The following is an 18,257-nucleotide window of genomic DNA, read 5'->3' as shown; positions in this document are numbered from 1 at the left end:
TAAAATATGTTATATTAAAAATCGAGATTTGTTTATGAGAGGGGATTTTTAGAATGGCAGGACATTCTAAATGGAAAAATATTCAAAGAAGAAAAAATGCCCAAGATGCGAAGCGGGGCAAAATTTTTATGAAATTGGCAAAAGAAATTTATGTTGCGGCTAAACAAGGCGGAGGAGATCCTGACGCGAATCCTAGCCTCAGACTTGCCATTGACAAGGCTAAAGCTGCCAACATGCCGAACGATAATATAGAACGAGCAATTAAAAAAGCGACCGGCAGCCAAGATGGAGCCAACTATGAAGAAATTACATATGAAGGATATGGCCCCGGCGGTGTCGCTGTAATGGTAAAATGTCTGACGGACAATAAAAACCGTACAGCAACAAGTGTTCGCACTGCCTTTAATAAAAACGGAGGAAACTTAGGAGAAACTGGTTGTGTATCCTATATGTTCGAACGAAAGGGATATATTGTTATTGATGGTAACGGAATTGAAGAGGATGACTTGTTTCTTGAAGCAATTGACGCTGGAGCAGAAGAATTAGAAGCGTCTGGTGAGGCGTTTGAAATTTATACCGCTCCTGAAAATTTGAATAATGTAAAAACCGCTTTAGAAGAAAAAGGATATAAACTGGAAACAGCGGAAATCACATGGATTCCTCAAACGTACACGCAACTAGATGAAACAACAGCTGAAAAAATGTACAAATTAATCGATGTCCTTGAAGATGACGACGATGTCCAAGAAGTCTTCCATAATATGCAGGAAGATGAGTGATTGAAAATTTATTGATATTAACGATTAAAAAATCTAACAGCCGAAAAAATGAAATTGTTAAGTTATCCATTTTACTTTTTCTAATTGAAACGTATTAATATACAAGCATGCCATGATATACAAGGTAGTTGCCATAATATGTAATAAGATGAAGAATCAGGACTAAGGGTTAAAACTTCTCATGATGGCTACAATAAATAAAAACAAATGTGTTATAAGTTCAGGAGTGGTGGCATGTGAAAAAGGTATTTTGCCTCTTTTGTTATACTTTGATGATCTTAGCTTTTTGTCATTTCCATCCTGAAGCATCTTTCGCAAATGCGAATCATCATTCCTCGACAGTTGAAGTCATCTTGAGAAGAGTTTATCTTGATGGCGAAGTGAGCGAAGAGGTCAAAACAGAACATCATCATTCTATCGCAGATGTAATTGCGAAATATCAAGATTGGCAGGTTGTTCGTCAGGATGGCGACGAAATTGTCTTTCAAAAGCAAATTGATGACCTCTCTCCTTTATTAAAAACAAATGGTTTTTTCGGTATTATGGAAGACGGGACTTTGTCGATTTTTAACGGGAAGCCTGACGCAGACAATGAAGTCATTCAGTCTTTTTTCCAGATCGATATAAAAAAACTGGAAAGCTATCGCCACCTGCAACTAAAAAGAGGAATTCCCGTAAAAAATAAAGAGAATTATTTAAATGTCATCAATACCTTTAAAGCTTATTCTGCTGATGAATTCAAATAAAAGGACCGATGCTTTTTGCATCGGTTTATTTTTGCAGTTCTTTCCCTGACGGAGCGAGTTCTTTATGTTAAAATAGGTTAAGTGATGAGAGGTGAACGCAGTGATTGAGTTTATCCGCGGAGTTGTAGATCATATATCAATAGATTCAATTGTGATCGATCGGAACGGAATCGGCTTTCAAATTTTCACTCCCAATCCTTTCAGCTATCAAAAACATATAAAAAAAGAAGTGACAGTTTATACATATCAATATGTAAGGGAGGATCTCCTCGCTCTGTACGGATTTTCAAGCCGTGAAGAAAAGACTCTCTTTTCCAAGCTTTTAAACGTAACAGGAATCGGTCCGAAGGGTGCTCTGGCGATCCTGGCTTATGGGGATGCAAAGCAAGTAGTGGAGGCCATTGAAAATGAAGATGAAGCATTTTTAGTAAAATTTCCTGGTGTCGGAAAGAAAACAGCGAGGCAAATCATCTTAGATTTAAAAGGGAAGCTCGTCGAATTCGTTTCAGAACCGTCTTCCAACATGTTAGCTAATCAGGTACAAACAGACCAAAAACATAGCAATCATTCGCTTATGGAAGCGATCGATGCACTGAAAGTTTTAGGATACAGTGAGAAAGAGATAGCAAAAATCAAGCCGTCATTGGAAGGTGAATCGCTCTCAACTGATCAATATGTGAAAAAAGCATTGAAACTGCTTTTGAAATAAGGTGATAGCAATGGAGGAAAGAATTGTTGCAGGCGAAGCTGAAGCGGGAGAAAAAGATTTTGAATTCAGCCTTCGTCCTCAATCTTTCGATCAATATATCGGTCAATCAAAGATTAAGGAAAACTTAAAAATATTTATTGAAGCGGCAAAGATTAGAGAAGAAACGTTGGATCATGTTCTTTTATATGGACCTCCAGGGCTCGGGAAAACAACACTTGCAACGATTATCGCAAATGAGATGGGGACGAATATCCGCCATACTTCAGGGCCCGCGATTGAACGGCCGGGAGAATTAGCGGCTATTCTCACTTCTTTAGAACCGGGGGATGTTTTATTTATTGATGAAATTCACCGGCTGCATCGTTCGATCGAAGAAGTCTTGTACCCAGCGATGGAAGATTTTTGTATAGATATCGTCATTGGAAAAGGATCAAGCGCCCGTACGATCAGGTTGGATCTGCCACCGTTTACACTTGTTGGTGCAACAACTAGAGTTGGCTTATTAACTGCTCCTTTAAGGGATCGATTTGGTGTGTTAAGCCGCTTGGAATATTATCAAGAGCACGAGCTCTCAAAGATAGTCAAACGAACGGCCAATCTGTTAAATATCGAGATTGAAGAGCAGGCAGCCGTTGAAATAGCCAGAAGATCGCGGGGAACGCCAAGAATTGCGAACAGACTTCTTAAAAGGGTCAGGGATTTTGCGCAAGTGCTCGGATTTGAAAAAATCAGCGCCCATCTTGCTGAAGACGCCTTGGAGCGTTTGCAAGTGGATAAACTTGGATTGGATCATATCGATCATAAACTTCTTTTAGGGATCATTGAAAAATTCCAAGGAGGACCCGTTGGAATTGAGACCATTTCAGCGACAATCGGTGAAGAAGCGCACACAATTGAAGATGTTTATGAACCGTATTTATTGCAAATCGGTTTTATTCGGCGAACACCGAGGGGAAGAATAGTAACAGATCTTGTGTATAAACATTTTCAAATGGAGGTGCCGAAAAGATGACGGAATTTCCAAAGCTATTGATGGTGCTTGGCGGTATTTTGCTTTTTATCGGCTTATTTATGCAAGTTGTCGGCAGACTGCCAGGAGATATCGTGGTAAAAAAAGGGAATTTCACCTTCTTCTTTCCGATTGTCACATGCATTGTCATTAGTTTGCTTTTAACGTTCATTTTTTCTTTTTTAGGACGGTTTAAATAATGGACAGAAGCTAGGTGAACAGGATGAATATCGAATTATTTGACTTCGAATTGCCAGAGGAGCTGATTGCCCAAACTCCGTTGAAGGAGAGGGATGCTTCAAGATTAATGATTGTTGATAAAAAAAGCGGAGATATTACGCACAGCAGATTTAAAAGCTTAATTGAGTATGTATCTCCGGGTGATTGCCTTGTTTTAAATGATACGCGGGTCATGCCGGCCAGATTGTACGGGGTGAAAGAAGAAACCGGGGCCAAAGTGGAAGTTTTATTGCTAAAAGAAAAAGAAGGGAATGTTTGGGAAACCCTTGTAAAACCTTCAAAGCGAGTCAAAGTAGGGACAACATTAAATTTCGGAAACGGCCTTTTAAAAGGAACATGTGTAGGAACTCTTGAACACGGCGGTAGAATCATTGAATTTCAATACGAAGGCATTTTTTTGGAAATTTTGGATCAGCTTGGGGAAATGCCATTGCCCCCATACATTAAAGAGCAGCTTGATAATAAAGAACGATATCAAACCGTTTATTCCCGAGAAATTGGTTCAGCAGCTGCACCGACTGCAGGTTTGCATTTCACAGATGAAATACTCGAAAATATAAAAAATAAAGGGATTCATATCGCTTTTATAACGCTGCATGTCGGGCTTGGGACATTTCGTCCAGTCAGCAGCACAAACATTACAGAACATAAAATGCATGCGGAATTTTATCAAATGACAGAGGGAACGGCCCGCTTATTAAATGAAGTAAGAGAAAAGGGAGGACGTATTATCGCAGTCGGTACGACTTCAACTAGAACGCTGGAAACAATTGCTGGAAAACATGGAGGCAAATTTGTCGAAGAAAGCGGTTGGACAGACATTTTTATTTATCCGGGCTACAATTTTAAAGGAATAGACGGACTCGTTACAAATTTTCATCTTCCTAAGTCTTCTCTGATCATGCTTGTCAGTGCGCTGGCTGGAAGAGAAACAATTCTTCGCGCGTATGAGGAGGCTATAAAGGAAAAATACCGTTTTTTCAGCTTTGGAGATGCCATGCTGATTATTTGAAACAGAATAGAGGTACACTGAATAAAGGAGGGGCTTTCATTGAATAAGCCACCTATTCGATATGAACTGATCAAAACATGCAAACAAACAGGCGCCCGCCTTGGAATCGTACATACACCTCACGGTTCGTTTGAAACTCCGGTGTTTATGCCTGTGGGAACATTGGCGACCGTCAAAACTATGTCACCGGAGGAATTAAAAGAAATTGGCGCAAAAATCATTTTGAGCAATACATACCATTTATGGCTCCGACCAGGGGAAGATATCGTTAAGGAGGCAGGAGGTCTCCATTCTTTTATGAATTGGGATGGAGCGATTTTAACCGATTCCGGCGGATTTCAAGTGTTCAGCTTAAGCGAATTCCGGCGAATTGAAGAAGAGGGAGTATATTTTCGCAATCATTTAAACGGGGACAAGCTGTTTTTATCTCCAGAAAAAGCAACTGAAATCCAAAATGCTCTCGGATCAGATATTATAATGGCATTTGACGAATGCCCGCCTTACCCGGCATCATTTGATTATATGAAACAATCTGTAGAACGAACCTCCAGATGGGCTGAACGCTGTCTAGCAGCTCACAAAAGAGAAAATGAACAAGGGATGTTTGGAATTGTACAAGGCGGCGAATATGAAAACTTGCGGAAGCAAAGCGCACGCGATCTTGTCTCGCTTGATTTTTCGGGATATGCGGTTGGTGGTCTTTCTGTCGGTGAACCGAAAGAAGTGATGAATCGTGTGCTAGAATTTACCGTGCCTTTATTGCCAAGCGACAAACCTCGTTATTTGATGGGGGTCGGTTCTCCAGATTCACTGATAGATGGAGCGATTCGGGGCATTGATATGTTTGATTGCGTGCTTCCTACTAGAATTGCGCGCAACGGCACCTTAATGACATCAACAGGTCGGCTTGTCGTAAAAAATGCGAAATATGCGCGCGATTTCGGTCCATTGGATGAATCTTGTGATTGCTACGTTTGCCGAAATTATTCACGTGCTTATATCAGACATTTAATTAAAAGCAATGAAACATTTGGGATTCGATTAACATCTTACCATAATCTCTATTTTTTGATAAAATTAATGGAGCAGATTAGGGAATCAATCCGTGAAGACCGTTTAGGAGATTTCCGAGAAGAATTTTTTGAACGGTACGGATTCAATAAACCAAATGCGAAAAACTTTTAATGCTTAGAAAGGGGTGAAGAAATGTCGGAGAATTTTGTAGCAACAGTGCTGCCTTTTGTGCTGATGATTGCTATTTTTTACTTTTTGTTGATCAGACCTCAGCAAAAAAGGCAAAAGCAAATCCGTGACATGCAGGCAAACTTGAAGAAGGGTGATAAAATCGTAACGATTGGCGGTTTGCATGGGACGGTTGATTCATTGGATGAAGATAAAATCGTCATCCGTACGGGAGACGGCTCCCGCTTAACTTTTGACCGAAATGCTGTGAGAGAAGTCGTAGAACAATCATAGTTCTACAAAAAACAGGGCTGACTTAAATGTCAGCCTTTTTCTTTTTAAGCCTGCCGTTTTGGCGACGAAATATTGACTCCCAGCATTCCTCCAACTATTGAAGTGATTAAAAATCCACCGTGATATAATAGCGATTCTGGCGAAAGCGTTTTTCCGTAACCTAAAAATTGAAACAACAACACAATTCCCGTGTAAGCAACCGCTGTCGCACCGCCTAAAAGCCACCCTTTTTCTTTACCTTTTCCGCCAGCTATAAAACCTCCGATAAAAACGGCTAAAAAACTTATAGATGTGATGACCCAAAAGAGCGAATCTTCTGTTAAACTAGTAAATCGTAATAAAATAGATAAAAGAAAACTGGAAATCAAAGCAATGATCAAAATGGTAAAAACACCGTAAAATACAGCTTTCCCCCACCGCTTTGCTTCAATCATCCATTCATCTCCTCCCATGTTCACCCGTACAAGGGTAATCACTTTTATACAAGCATATTCATAAAAAAAAGATTTAGAATTAAAATTGCCAGATCAGGGTGAAAGGAATGAAACGGATAGATTTTAACGATTTTTCTGCATCGGAATAAAGATTGCTATATACGGACCGATTAGGGGAATTCGCTTTACTTCTTCCTTTTCGACTAGTCGAAAGATGATAAGAAACAGACTGTAAATAACTGTTGTGATCATGCATGCATACATTAACTTTGGCAGCAAATGCAGTTGTTCCAATAAGATATCGTAAATATGATAGGAGATCCAACCTGTTAAGAAAATGGCTGCAAAAGATAGAACATAGTCTCTTAAATAAATTGTGAACTTAAACACTTTCAGCACCGTTGCATAATGAAGAAGAGTAACGATCATAAACCCGCTTATAATGGCAAGAGCTGCGCCGATAATGCCGAGCTGCGGCCTAGTTGCGAAAACAAAAATGAGCGCTGTTTTTAAAATGGAACCGATTAAACTGTTGGTCATCGCTGCTTTTGCTAAATTTAATGCTTGCAATGCTGCTTGCAGTGGACCTTGGAAATAATAAAAGATGAAAAAAGGAGCCATAACTTTCACATAGATGGCAGATTGAGCATTTCCATACATAAAGATCATGATCGGTTCAGCGTACACGTATAAAATAACAACTGCTAGTCCGCCTGTAACAAGCGAGAGCCTTAAAGCTTGCCTCAGCCGATATTCTGCTAATCGAATCCTTTTTTGGGCAATCGCTTCGCTTAATGCGGGCACTAATGATGTTGACAGCGAAAAAGTGATGAAAGAGGGAAGCATTAATAAAGGAAGCGCATACCCCGTCAATTCCCCATATTGTTTTGTAGCTAAAGATGAATGAACGCCGGCGATCAGTAAACTGTGTGAAACAACGATCGGTTCGAGAAACCATGAAATGTTGCCGATAAATCGGCTGCCGGTTGTCGGCAGGGCAATTTTCATGAGCTGACTGAATGTTTCTTTTCCCTTTTTTAACGAACGGAAAAACGATTTTCTCACTCGAATTTGCTTTTTGAAACGGAACGCTATTAGTAAGTAAAGTAAGGAAGCAAGTTCTCCAATTGCTGCCGCAACAAAGGCGCCAGCGGCTGCATATTCGATTCCGTAAGGCAGCATAGCTTTTGTACAAACGGCAATAAAGGCGATTCTGACCGCTTGCTCAAGCACCTGGGAGAATGCCGCAGGCGTCATGTTTTGTTTTCCTTGAAAGTAGCCTCTCAAAACAGAGGATACAGCAATAATAGGAATTACAGGAGTGATGGAAATCAAAGGAAAGAATGTTCTTGGGTCTGTAAGCAATGTTTCAGAAATATATGAGGCGGAAAACAACACAAGCGGTGCGATGATAATGCTTAAACTGCACGTAATTGTTAAAGATACAACCAGTATTTTTTTTTCCTTTTTGCTGTCTCCTTTTGCATCCGCTTCCGCGACCAGCTTGGAGATGGCAACCGGCAAACCGAGCTGTGTAGCTGCTGCGACAAGGCCAAACGTAGGCATCGCCATCATGTAGAGGCCAACCCCTTCTTCTCCAATCATTCTGGCTATGACAATTCGATTAATAAAACCGAGAATTCTTGTGATGAGGCCTGCCGTCATTAAAATGAGCATTCCTTTTAAAAAGGTTTGCTTCGGCATTTTTCTCCCTGCCTTCTCAAAAAACTTGATATCATATACAATTACTATATGCAGACTCGAAGTACAGGCATGACAACCTTTTAAGAAAGGAGCATAAAAGTGGAGAACTATTCGGTAGATGCCTATCGCAAGTATTTAAGGCCGTTTTTGAAAAGCAAGCTCGAAGAATTCCGGCTGTATGGATACGATAAAATGACAGAGGATGAATTGTGGGCTTTTTTGAAAAGAAAAAAATGGAAAAAAATTGAGGGTGTCAGAGTACATCGGTTAGTAGAAGGGATTATGTCAGTGAAAGTGTCCGATTTCATGAATTATACGACCATTGAGTTTATGAAAGATGCAAAATGGTTAGATAGTAAAGAAGGACAAGAAATATTAAAAGAATTAACCTAAAGATGATAAGGCGATGTTTCGCATATAAGCTTGAGGAGGATCAACATGGCAAAAAAAGGCCGAATTATATCATTTTTTATCATTGTTTTCGCCCTTTTAGGTTTGACTGGCGCAACGACAAAACCAATCGTAGAAGGCATTACGCTTGGTCTTGATTTAAAAGGCGGCTTTGAAGTTTTATATGAAGTGAAGCCGGTAAATAAAGGAGATAAAATTGACCGTCAAGCCCTATTAAGTGCAGTTGAAGCGCTGGACAAAAGGGCGAATGCACTTGGAGTGAGCGAACCAAATATCCAAATAGAAGGGAATGACCGAATTCGCGTTCAGCTTGCAGGCGTGACGGATCAGACTGAAGCTCGGAAAATTTTGTCGACGCAGGCAGAACTGACCTTTCGTGATGTCAATGACAAAGAATTACTAAACGGTTCAGACTTAGTGCAAGGCGGTGCCAAGCAATCATTTGACCAAAACGGTAAACCGAACGTTGTCGTTGAGCTAAAGGATGCGAAAAAATTTAAAGAAGTGACAGAGAAAATAGTAAAAATGGCGCCTGAAAATAAGCTGATCATATGGCTTGATTGGGAAGAAGGCGACTCGTATAAAAAAGAAGCAGCAAAAGCGAATCCGAAATTTTTGTCCGATCCGTACGTAAATGAAGTGTTTGATACGACTACGGTCACGATTGAAGGACAATTTACGGTAGAAGAAGCGCAGCAATTAGCAAGTTTGCTGAATGCTGGTGCATTGCCAGTGAAGCTGCACGAAATTTATTCAACTTCTGTCGGGGCAAAATATGGGGAAGAAGCGATGCAATCAACCATTTATGCGGGTTACGTCGGCGTAGGCCTCATTATGCTGTTCATGATCTTTTACTATCGCTTGCCGGGATTGATCGCATCTATCACGCTTGTTTCATACATATACCTCATTTTAGTTGTGTACAATTGGATGCATGCGGTGCTTACATTGCCGGGGATCGCCGCCCTTATTTTAGGGGTTGGGATGGCAGTTGACGCGAACATTATTACAGACGAACGAATAAAGGATGAATTAAAGCTTGGAAAAAGTGTCCGATCTGCTTTTAAAGCAGGAAACAAAAGATCGCTTTTAACCATTTTTGATGCCAATGTTACGACAATACTCGCAGCTGTTGTTTTGTTTATTTTTGGAACAAGCTCTGTAAAAGGATTTGCGACAATGCTCATTGTCAGCATTATTATATCCTTCCTTACGGCGATTTATTTAAGCAGATTGCTGCTCGGATTGCTCGTGGAGAGCCGGGCATTTGACAAAAAGCCGCATTGGTTTGGCGTGAGGAAAAGCGATATTTTGGATATTACGAAAACGAATAAAGATACCGATGTCCCAACTCGCTTTGATCATATTGATTTTGTTAAACATCGGAAAAAGTTTTTCGTTTTATCAAGTGTATTAATTGTCGCAGGCATCATCATCCTCTTTGTTGCTAAATTGAATCTAAGCATCGATTTTACGAGTGGAACGCGGGTCGAGCTAGCGACAAATGAGCCGCTATCGGCTGATACAATCGAAAAAGAATTCAAATCAATCGGGCTTAAGCCGGATGAAATTGTATTATCTGGTAATGATAAAAGCACAGCAGTTGTACGATTTGTAGGCGCATTTGATAAAGAAACGATTTCAAATGTAAAAGAACATTTCACAGAGCTGTATGGGATAGAGCCAAATATAAGCACGGTTTCGCCAACAGTCGGAAAAGAGCTGGCGCGAAATGCTCTCATCGGTGTTGCAATTGCTTCCATTGGGATTATCATATATGTATCCATCCGCTTTGAATTTTATATGGCGCTTGCAGCTGTGCTTGCCCTATTGCACGATGCCTTTTTTATCATTTCCTTTTTCAGCATCACCCGTCTTGAAGTAGACATTACATTTATCGCGGCCGTGTTGACGATTATTGGTTACTCGATCAACGATACGATTGTTACGTTTGACCGTATAAAAGAAAACATGGGAAAAGCGAAAAAAATAAAAACATTTGAGCAGCTTGCGGAAATTGTCAACAAAAGCTTGCGGCAAACCTTTACAAGATCGATTAACACCGTTTTAACCGTGATCTTTGCTGTTGTCGCTCTCATTTTATTCGGAAGCTCGTCCATTTTAAATTTCTCGATTGCTTTGTTGGTTGGATTGATCGCAGGCGTTTATTCCTCTTTGTTTATCGCCAGCCAGCTTTGGCTCGTTTGGAAATGGAAGCAAATTGAAAAACGTTCTGTAAAAGAAAACTAGTGAACAGCCGCTGTAAAAGTTCGAAGGGGCTGTCCAAAAAGTCAGGGTTAACTGACTTTTTGGGGCTCCTTCATTTTAGGGATTTATCGGACAGACTATTTTTCCTATCTTGTGTTTAGGGGCTGTCTTTGAAAGTCAAATCGCCATTGAAAACAAAAAATCATAAACACCGATATATCAACATTTCTAAAACATTAATGGGAGCGTCAATAAGCCGTAAAAACGACTTATTAGACATCCCCCTTCTTACCTCTAGTCAAGTATTTTTTAGTAAATAATTTGGTTAATATAGATTTTATTTTGGAAGGAAGGGGGACCCCTTCCTTCCAAAATAAATTTTCGCATGACAAATAGACCTCACGATTTCCATTTTTTTCGTCAGGTCTTTGTGATATAATCTTACTTACGATTACTGATGCATTGTTGCCTTTTCGTAATCGTATTTCAGATTATGTGTGATAAGGTGATAAGCCGATTTCAAGAACTTATTCACGCATGCTATGGACGCAACTTTATGAGGTTTCCTCTGGGGTTGCGTTTTTAATTTATCATAATAATCTACAATATGATTTTGTGTGTTTTTCCGTAGTTGGATCATGGTCTGGATCATGTAAAATAGAATCTTTCTAAGTTTGTTATTTCCTCTTTTATTAATCTTGTCTTTATAAAAGGTATTCCCAGATTGATATCTCATAATATCAATACCGACGTAAGCATTCAGTTGTTTATGGTTTTTGAATCGTCGAATATCTCCTAATTCTCCAATTAAACGAACTGCAGTCGTTTCTCCGATTCCTGGAAATGAAATTAAAATCTGATACTCTTGTTTATCTTTCGATAATTTAACCATCTTTTGGACAAGTTGATCTCTTTTCTCCTTCAAGTCTGCAATCCGTTTGGCATAATCCCGCACTTGTTCACAGCGAATATCATCTTTTGAAATTGCTGGATACGCTTCTTTTGCTGCTTCGATTAAAGCGATCCCTTTTTCTTCAGCACGTGCCAATGATAAGTTTTTTCTTGTGTTGGCTTTTAAACGATTACGAATCACTGTTTTTGAACAAACTAACACATGATCCGGATGAGGGTATAATTGAACGACATTCAAAAATAAAGCAGAACGTTTACTGAATAGCTTTTCTAACTCGGGAAAACTCAATTGTAGAATCGCATGTAAACGACTATATAAATGCGTCATTTCACTACTTAATTCATCATAATATCTCGTCATTGCACGCATTTGTTTATAATATTCCCCTTCTTGATAAGTTTGTTCACGTTCAACTCTAAAGTGAGTTTTCGCAAGTTCATGAGCGTCGCTTTTATCTGTTTTTTGTCTCCTCATTGAAGCCATTTGAATATTCGCTTCGAGTGGGTTAACTCGATAATACATATAACCTTGATCACCTAAGAATCGTTCTAGTGGTTTTGAATATACGCCTGTTGCTTCAAAGACAATATCAGGTGCCTGTGCATCTTTTTGTGTTAAAGATATAAGGGTTTCGTTTAATTTCTCGAAAGAGTAGCGGTTATGGGTTATTTCACCCTCATATTCGCATTGACGATAACGGTCATAAATGACCATTGTACTTTTCCCCATACTGACATCAAATGCCACTACGTGTTTCATATTTTCTGCCTCTCCTTTTTAGCCAAACATAGAAGTTCTTCACATTGCCTTATTGATTCCATTTTCTTATACACGGTCTCTTCGGACCCAACATACTAAACTGATTCAAATAAGGATGTGAAGTTGGTCTGTTTTTAATACGGACTCTATTTGGTCCCAGGGGATGTTCGACCTTCCTTCACTTCTACTATAAAAAAATAGTAGCACAAACCTTGGCCTAGGTCTGTACTACTAATGTTAGTATGTTTCTTATGCTCTCTTTCTTCATTACGTTCTCCAAAAGTTTTATGACGGACATTCAGTGCATACAATTTATTCCAGTTGGACTTCATTGCTTCTATGAAGGACATTTACAAATTTTATTCGATTATTTTTGTCCTTCACAATGTATTTCTCCAAACTCCTTCATTTTAGGAACTCATCGGACAGCCCCTCTCTTTCTTATGAAGAAACATAACCTTAAAAATAGTGTTTGAAAACATTTCATTTCGTTCTGTATAATAGGAGAAGTTGAGGGGTGAAATCATGCTGAGATCTAAATTTCGTTGGAATCGTTTATATAGGGATGAGTCCAACGAAGAGGCTGTTCGAGCATTAATCGACTCTTTGAATATTACCTATTTGACTGCTCGATTACTTGTGAATCGCGGCATTCAAAATGTTGAAGAAGCAAAAGAGTTTTTACATATAAAGGAACCTTCATTTCATGATCCTTTTTTGTTGGATGGGATGGAGCGGGCATGTGAGCGTATTTTTGCAGCAATCCGCGCTGGTGAAAAGATTGTCGTATACGGTGATTATGATGCGGACGGCGTTTCCAGCACTGCCGTCCTGTTGACGGCATTAAAGGAATTGGGGGCAAACGTCGATTTTTACATACCGAATCGATTTTCAGAAGGATACGGGCCAAACGAACATGCTTTCCGAATGATTCATGAAAAAGGATGCAGGCTGATTATAACAGTTGATACCGGCATCGCGGCAATCAATGAAGCGGATTTAGCCAAAAGGCTTGGAATCGACCTCATTATCACAGACCATCATGAACCGGGGCCTGTTTTGCCTGATGCGTATGCGATCATTCATCCGAAATTGCCAAATTCAACATATCCTTTTAAGGAGCTGGCAGGTGTAGGCGTTGCTTTTAAAATGGTCCATGCCCTTTATGGAAAGGTTCCAGAATCTCTGATAGAGATCGCAGCCATTGGAACAATTGCTGATTTAGTACCTCTATACGGAGAAAATCGGCTTCTTGCGAAAAAAGGGATTGAAAAATTAAAAACGACGACAAGACCTGGCATAAATTCGCTTCTTTCCATTGCTGGAGTGGACAAATCTTCCGTAAATGAGGAAACGATAGGATTTGTTTTAGGACCGAGAATTAATGCGGCAGGGAGGCTGCAAGAAGCCGATCCTGCCGTTGAATTGTTGTTGACAGATGATAAAGAAAAAGCTGATATGCTTGCTAAGGAAATCGATCAATTAAATAAGCAAAGGCAGAAGCTTGTACAAGAGATAACGGACGAAGCGATTAAGGAAATTGAGAAAAATTTTCCAATCGAAGACAATCCTGTTTTAGTCGTCGCAAAAGAAAACTGGAATTCTGGAGTGATCGGAATCGTTGCTTCCAGATTGGTCGAAAAATTTTACCGTCCTGCCATCGTGTTGAGCATTGATCGTGAGACAGGTCTTGCCAAAGGGTCTGCGCGAAGCATTCAAGGGTTTGATCTATTTAAAAACTTATCGGAATGCAGGGAGCTTCTCCCTCATTTTGGAGGCCATACGATGGCTGCTGGCATGACGCTGAAAGCAGAGCATATTGACGAGCTGCGCCAAAAAATGATCGATCTTGCAAATAGTCAGCTTTCAGATGAAGATTTTATTCCCGTAAAAAACATTGAATGTGCCTGTTCATTGGAGCATGTCACAATAAAAGCAGTCGAAGAGCTGGAGAAGCTTGCCCCTTTCGGAGTCGATAATCCGAAGCCGCTCTTTTTACTAGAGAATGTCAATGCGGCAGATGTTAGAAAAATTGGGGTAAACGGAAATCATTTGAAAATGAAGATTGAGGAGAAGGAATTTGAATTAGATGTCGTCGGCTTTGGACAGGGAGAATTGGCAGAAGAAATATCTCCTTTCGCAAACGTTTCTATTGTCGGTGAGCTTGCGATCAACGAATGGAATTATGTAAAAAAGCCGCAGCTATTGCTTCAAGACCTTGCCGTGCCAGCGTGGCAGCTTTTTGATTGGCGAGGTTCAAGAGGAACGGAGGCTTTGCTCTCTAAACTTCCTGCTGAAAAACGATTGCTGATCGCCTTTCATGAAGAATCTATAAAATTATATAAAGATCAACCGTACATTCATGAAATTCATATAATATCAGAAATAAAGGATTACAAAAATATAGATGTTTCCAATAAGTATGTTGTATTTCTCGATATGCCCCCGGCAATCGAATTTCTTGTTTCAGCATTTGAGCAAGGAATGCCTGAAAGAATTTATGCTATTTTTTATCAGCACGCAGACCACTTTTTTCAAACAATGCCGACAAGAGAGCATTTTAAATGGTATTACGCATTCTTAACGAAAAAAAGTTCTTTCGATTACAAAAAATATGGGGAAGATTTAGCCAAATACCGTGGCTGGACAAAAGAAACGATCTTTTTTATGACAAAGGTGTTTTTTGAACTTGAATTTGTTACAATAAACAATGGTGTGATTACATTAAACAAAAAGGTGAAAAAACGGGATTTATCAGAATCCGGAACATATCAGCAGAAGCTGGATCAAATGAAACTGGAACAGCAGCTTCTCTATTCTTCTTATCAAGAACTGAAGGAATGGTTTGAAAAGGCAGTCTTGAAACGAGATGCCGATAAATTTTTACAAGTTCATGAATGGTAAACAACCGAGGAGGACGAGTGATGGATTTAAAAAAATACGTGACAATTGTTGAAGATTTTCCAAAACCGGGCATTTCTTTTAAAGATATCACAACATTAATGGACAACGGGGAAGCATTTAAATATGCAACAGACCAAATTGTTCAATATGCGCGTGAAAAGAAGATTGATATTGTTGTCGGTCCAGAAGCAAGAGGGTTTATCATCGGCTGCCCAGTTGCTTACTCTCTCGGAGTTGGTTTTGCACCTGTTCGAAAAGAAGGCAAGCTTCCGCGCGAAACGATCAAGGTGGAATACGGGCTTGAGTACGGAAAAGATGCATTAACCATTCATAAAGATGCGATTAAGCCTGGCCAGCGAGTGTTAATAACCGATGATTTGCTGGCGACTGGAGGAACGATTGAAGCTACCATTAAATTAGTGGAACAGCTTGGCGGAGAGGTTGCCGGCATTGCCTTTTTAATTGAATTGTCTTATCTTGAGGGCAGAAAAAGGCTTGAAGGCTATGATATATTAGCATTGATTAAATATTAATCGGCGCAAATCTATAAATGAAGCACTCTTAATGGGTGCTTTTTTTTTAAACAATAAAATGAAAAACTTTAGAAGTTGTAATATTTTCCATCCACTCGTAAAATAGCCGCAGCAGCTCTATTTTTTTTACCCCTTTTCAAAAGGATCGTATTCTTCTCTTTACATGTTTGTTAATTTTATTTAATAATAAAAACAATAACGTATATACAATTAAAGGTGATCCCATGGCAAACGAACAAATGTTGACAGCTGAACAGATCTTCGAAAAAGCGGAAAAGTATCTTCCGCCTGACGATATAGAGTTTATAAAAAAAGCATACGAGTTTGCAAAAAACGCCCATCATGGGCAATATCGCAAATCAGGCGAACCATATATTATGCATCCGGTGCAGGTTGCCGGGATTCTAGTAGACTTGGAGCTGGATCCTACAACGATTGCTGGCGGCTTTTTACATGATGTTGTGGAAGATACGGATGTGACATTAGACGAGCTTCGACAAGAATTTAACGATGAAGTCGCTATGCTTGTGGATGGAGTAACAAAGCTGGGAAAAATTAAATATAAATCAAAAGAAGAGCAGCAGGCGGAGAATCACCGGAAAATGTTTGTCGCTATGGCGAAGGACATTCGGGTCATTTTAATTAAACTGGCAGACCGTCTTCACAATATGCGTACGTTAAAACATTTGCCGCAGGAAAAGCAGCGAAGAATCGCCAATGAAACGTTGGAAATATTTGCTCCTCTCGCCCATCGCCTCGGAATCTCAAAAATCAAATGGGAACTTGAAGATACAGCCTTGCGGTATTTAAATCCGCAGCAATACTACCGAATTGTCAATTTGATGAAAAAGAAACGTGCAGAACGGGAAAAGTATGTTGAAGAGGTAATTGAAGATTTAAAGAAGCGAATTGAAGAAGTAAAGATAAAGGCAGAGCTGTACGGTCGGCCGAAGCATATTTATTCCATTTATCGTAAAATGGTTCTCCAAAATAAACAATTTAACGAAATTTATGATTTGCTGGCTGTGCGAATTATTGTGAACAGCATAAAAGACTGCTACGCAGTGCTTGGCATCATTCACACATGCTGGAAGCCGATGCCTGGCAGATTTAAAGATTATATTGCAATGCCGAAAACAAACATGTATCAATCCATTCACACGACTGTCATCGGTCCGAAGGGGGATCCCCTTGAGGTTCAAATTCGCACATACGAAATGCATGCGATCGCTGAATACGGGATTGCCGCCCATTGGGCTTATAAAGAAGGAAAAAGCATTACATCTTTTGATAAAAAACTGAGCTGGTTTAGAGAAATATTGGAGTTTCAAAACGATTCTTCCAACGCCGAAGAATTTATGGAGGCATTGAAAGTTGATCTGTTCTCTGACATGGTGTTTGTATTTACTCCAAAAGGAGATGTCATTGAGCTTCCCGCCGGGTCGATTCCGATTGATTTCGCCTACAGAATTCATTCTGAAATAGGCAATAAGACGATCGGAGCAAAAGTAAACGGAAAAATAGTGCCTCTTGATTATAAATTAAAAACCGGAGATATAGTGGAAATATTGACGTCGAAGCATTCTTACGGTCCGAGCCAAGATTGGCTTAAATTGACGCAGACCTCTCAAGCGAAAAATAAAATTCGCCAATTTTTCAAAAAGCAGCGCCGAGAGGAGAATGTTGAAAAAGGAAAAGAATTAATTGAAAAAGAAATTAAAGCGATGGATTTTGATGTGAAAGAAGTCCTTACTCAGGAAAATATAAAACGTGTCGCGGAAAAATTTAATTTTTCAAATGAGGACGATATGTATGCGGCAGTTGGCTTCAACGGCATTACTGCTTTACAGGTTGCAAACCGCCTAGTCGAAAAAATTCGCAAACAGCGGGATATAGAAGAGCAGGAAAAATTGATGGAAAAGGTGGTTCAACAAGGTGCAAGGCGGCCGAAGCGCCGTGATGCAGGAGTGTCTGTAAAGGGTATTGATAATTTGTTAATCAGGCTTTCCCGCTGCTGCAACCCAGTCCCTGGCGATGATATTGTCGGATTTATTACAAAAGGAAGAGGGGTATCTGTTCACCGGTCTGATTGTCCAAATGTCAATAAAGAGGATGCAAAAGACAGGTTAATTGAAGTGGAATGGGAAAATCAGCTGGACGGCCGGAAGGAATACAATGTGGAAATTGAGATTTTAGGTTTTGACCGGCGCGGCTTATTAAATGAAGTGCTCCAGTCTGTAACAGAGACGAAGACAAACATTACGACAATTTCGGGAAGAACGGACCGTAACAAAGTAGCGAACATCCATTTAGGAATTTCGATTCAAAATGTCAGCCATCTTCAAAAAGTTGTGGATCGGATCAAGCAAATACCGGATGTATATTCAGTGCGGAGAATTATGAATTAAGAAAGGAAATAC

16 protein-coding genes are annotated in these 18,257 nt (G+C 39.7%); 13 read left to right on the top strand and 3 right to left on the bottom strand.

The genetic code is table 11. The features are described from left to right. The first annotated feature begins 53 nt into the window (after positions 1-53). The 8 genes from NSU02_RS14230 (at position 54) to yajC (ending at position 5,971) form a co-directional block, all read left to right on the top strand. Positions 54-779, top strand: coding sequence for a YebC/PmpR family DNA-binding transcriptional regulator (locus tag NSU02_RS14230; protein WP_144597700.1), 726 nt, complete (start codon positions 54-56; stop codon positions 777-779). A 236-nt stretch (positions 780-1,015) separates the two neighbouring features. Further along, on the top strand, positions 1,016-1,525 hold the full coding sequence (locus NSU02_RS14225) for a BofC C-terminal domain-containing protein (protein WP_235600442.1): 510 nt from the start codon (positions 1,016-1,018) through the stop codon (positions 1,523-1,525). Positions 1,526-1,625: 100 nt separating this feature from the next. Next, positions 1,626-2,234, top strand: coding sequence for a Holliday junction branch migration protein RuvA (gene ruvA, locus NSU02_RS14220; RefSeq protein ID WP_066249544.1), 609 nt, complete (start codon positions 1,626-1,628; stop codon positions 2,232-2,234). A 10-nt stretch (positions 2,235-2,244) separates the two neighbouring features. Then, entirely contained in the window at positions 2,245-3,246 is a 1,002-nt protein-coding gene (gene ruvB / locus NSU02_RS14215; protein WP_066249540.1) for a Holliday junction branch migration DNA helicase RuvB, read from the top strand. After that, positions 3,243-3,443, top strand: a complete 201-nt coding sequence (locus tag NSU02_RS14210) for a DUF2905 domain-containing protein (protein ID WP_063387970.1) — start codon at positions 3,243-3,245, stop codon at positions 3,441-3,443. The genes ruvB and NSU02_RS14210 overlap by 4 nt, the downstream gene beginning before the upstream one ends. Positions 3,444-3,466: 23 nt before the next feature. Next, complete coding sequence (gene queA, locus NSU02_RS14205; RefSeq protein WP_063387971.1) at positions 3,467-4,495, top strand: tRNA preQ1(34) S-adenosylmethionine ribosyltransferase-isomerase QueA; 1,029 nt, start codon at positions 3,467-3,469, stop codon at positions 4,493-4,495. Between the two features lie 39 nt (positions 4,496-4,534). Further along, positions 4,535-5,680 carry a tRNA guanosine(34) transglycosylase Tgt gene (tgt, locus tag NSU02_RS14200; protein WP_063387972.1) on the top strand — a complete coding sequence of 382 codons (1,146 nt, stop codon included), beginning with the start codon at positions 4,535-4,537 and terminating at the stop codon, positions 5,678-5,680. 21 nt (positions 5,681-5,701) lie between these two features. Further along, on the top strand, positions 5,702-5,971 hold the full coding sequence (yajC, locus tag NSU02_RS14195; RefSeq protein ID WP_063387973.1) for a preprotein translocase subunit YajC: 270 nt from the start codon (positions 5,702-5,704) through the stop codon (positions 5,969-5,971). Between the two features lie 44 nt (positions 5,972-6,015). On the opposite strand, the gene NSU02_RS14190 is transcribed toward yajC, so the two are convergent. After that, complete coding sequence (locus tag NSU02_RS14190; RefSeq protein WP_327847802.1) at positions 6,016-6,405, bottom strand: TIGR04086 family membrane protein; 390 nt, start codon at positions 6,403-6,405, stop codon at positions 6,016-6,018. A 123-nt stretch (positions 6,406-6,528) separates the two neighbouring features. Beyond that, a complete protein-coding gene (gene spoVB / locus NSU02_RS14185; protein WP_339193163.1) occupies positions 6,529-8,109 on the bottom strand; it encodes a stage V sporulation protein B in 1,581 nt (526 codons plus the stop codon). A gap of 99 nt (positions 8,110-8,208) precedes the next feature. Between spoVB and NSU02_RS14180 the strand changes: the two genes are divergently transcribed. Both NSU02_RS14180 and secDF read left to right on the top strand, forming a co-directional pair. Then, positions 8,209-8,502, top strand: a complete 294-nt coding sequence (locus NSU02_RS14180) for a post-transcriptional regulator (RefSeq protein WP_066249531.1) — start codon at positions 8,209-8,211, stop codon at positions 8,500-8,502. A gap of 45 nt (positions 8,503-8,547) precedes the next feature. Beyond that, positions 8,548-10,770, top strand: a complete 2,223-nt coding sequence (gene secDF / locus NSU02_RS14175; RefSeq protein ID WP_339193160.1) for a protein translocase subunit SecDF — start codon at positions 8,548-8,550, stop codon at positions 10,768-10,770. A gap of 409 nt (positions 10,771-11,179) precedes the next feature. Here the strand turns inward: secDF and NSU02_RS14170 are convergent, their stop codons facing one another. Then, the gene (locus NSU02_RS14170; RefSeq protein WP_063388609.1) at positions 11,180-12,400 is read right to left on the bottom strand and encodes an IS110 family transposase; all 1,221 of its coding nucleotides are present in this window, start codon (positions 12,398-12,400) and stop codon (positions 11,180-11,182) included. Between the two features lie 525 nt (positions 12,401-12,925). On the opposite strand from NSU02_RS14170, the gene recJ reads away from it, so the two are divergent. The 3 genes from recJ (at position 12,926) to NSU02_RS14155 (ending at position 18,245) form a co-directional block, all read left to right on the top strand. Beyond that, entirely contained in the window at positions 12,926-15,304 is a 2,379-nt protein-coding gene (gene recJ / locus NSU02_RS14165; RefSeq protein WP_339193158.1) for a single-stranded-DNA-specific exonuclease RecJ, read from the top strand. Between the two features lie 20 nt (positions 15,305-15,324). Beyond that, entirely contained in the window at positions 15,325-15,837 is a 513-nt protein-coding gene (locus NSU02_RS14160; RefSeq protein WP_063387979.1) for an adenine phosphoribosyltransferase, read from the top strand. Positions 15,838-16,061: 224 nt separating this feature from the next. Further along, positions 16,062-18,245 carry a bifunctional (p)ppGpp synthetase/guanosine-3',5'-bis(diphosphate) 3'-pyrophosphohydrolase gene (locus NSU02_RS14155; RefSeq protein WP_063387980.1) on the top strand — a complete coding sequence of 728 codons (2,184 nt, stop codon included), beginning with the start codon at positions 16,062-16,064 and terminating at the stop codon, positions 18,243-18,245. Positions 18,246-18,257 lie beyond the last annotated feature (12 nt).

This window comes from Aeribacillus sp. FSL W8-0870 (assembly GCF_037963755.1).
GTDB lineage: Bacteria > Bacillota > Bacilli > Bacillales > Aeribacillaceae > Aeribacillus > Aeribacillus composti.
Note: the sequence above shows the minus strand (reverse complement) of the source record. Positions and strands in the feature narration are given on the sequence as shown.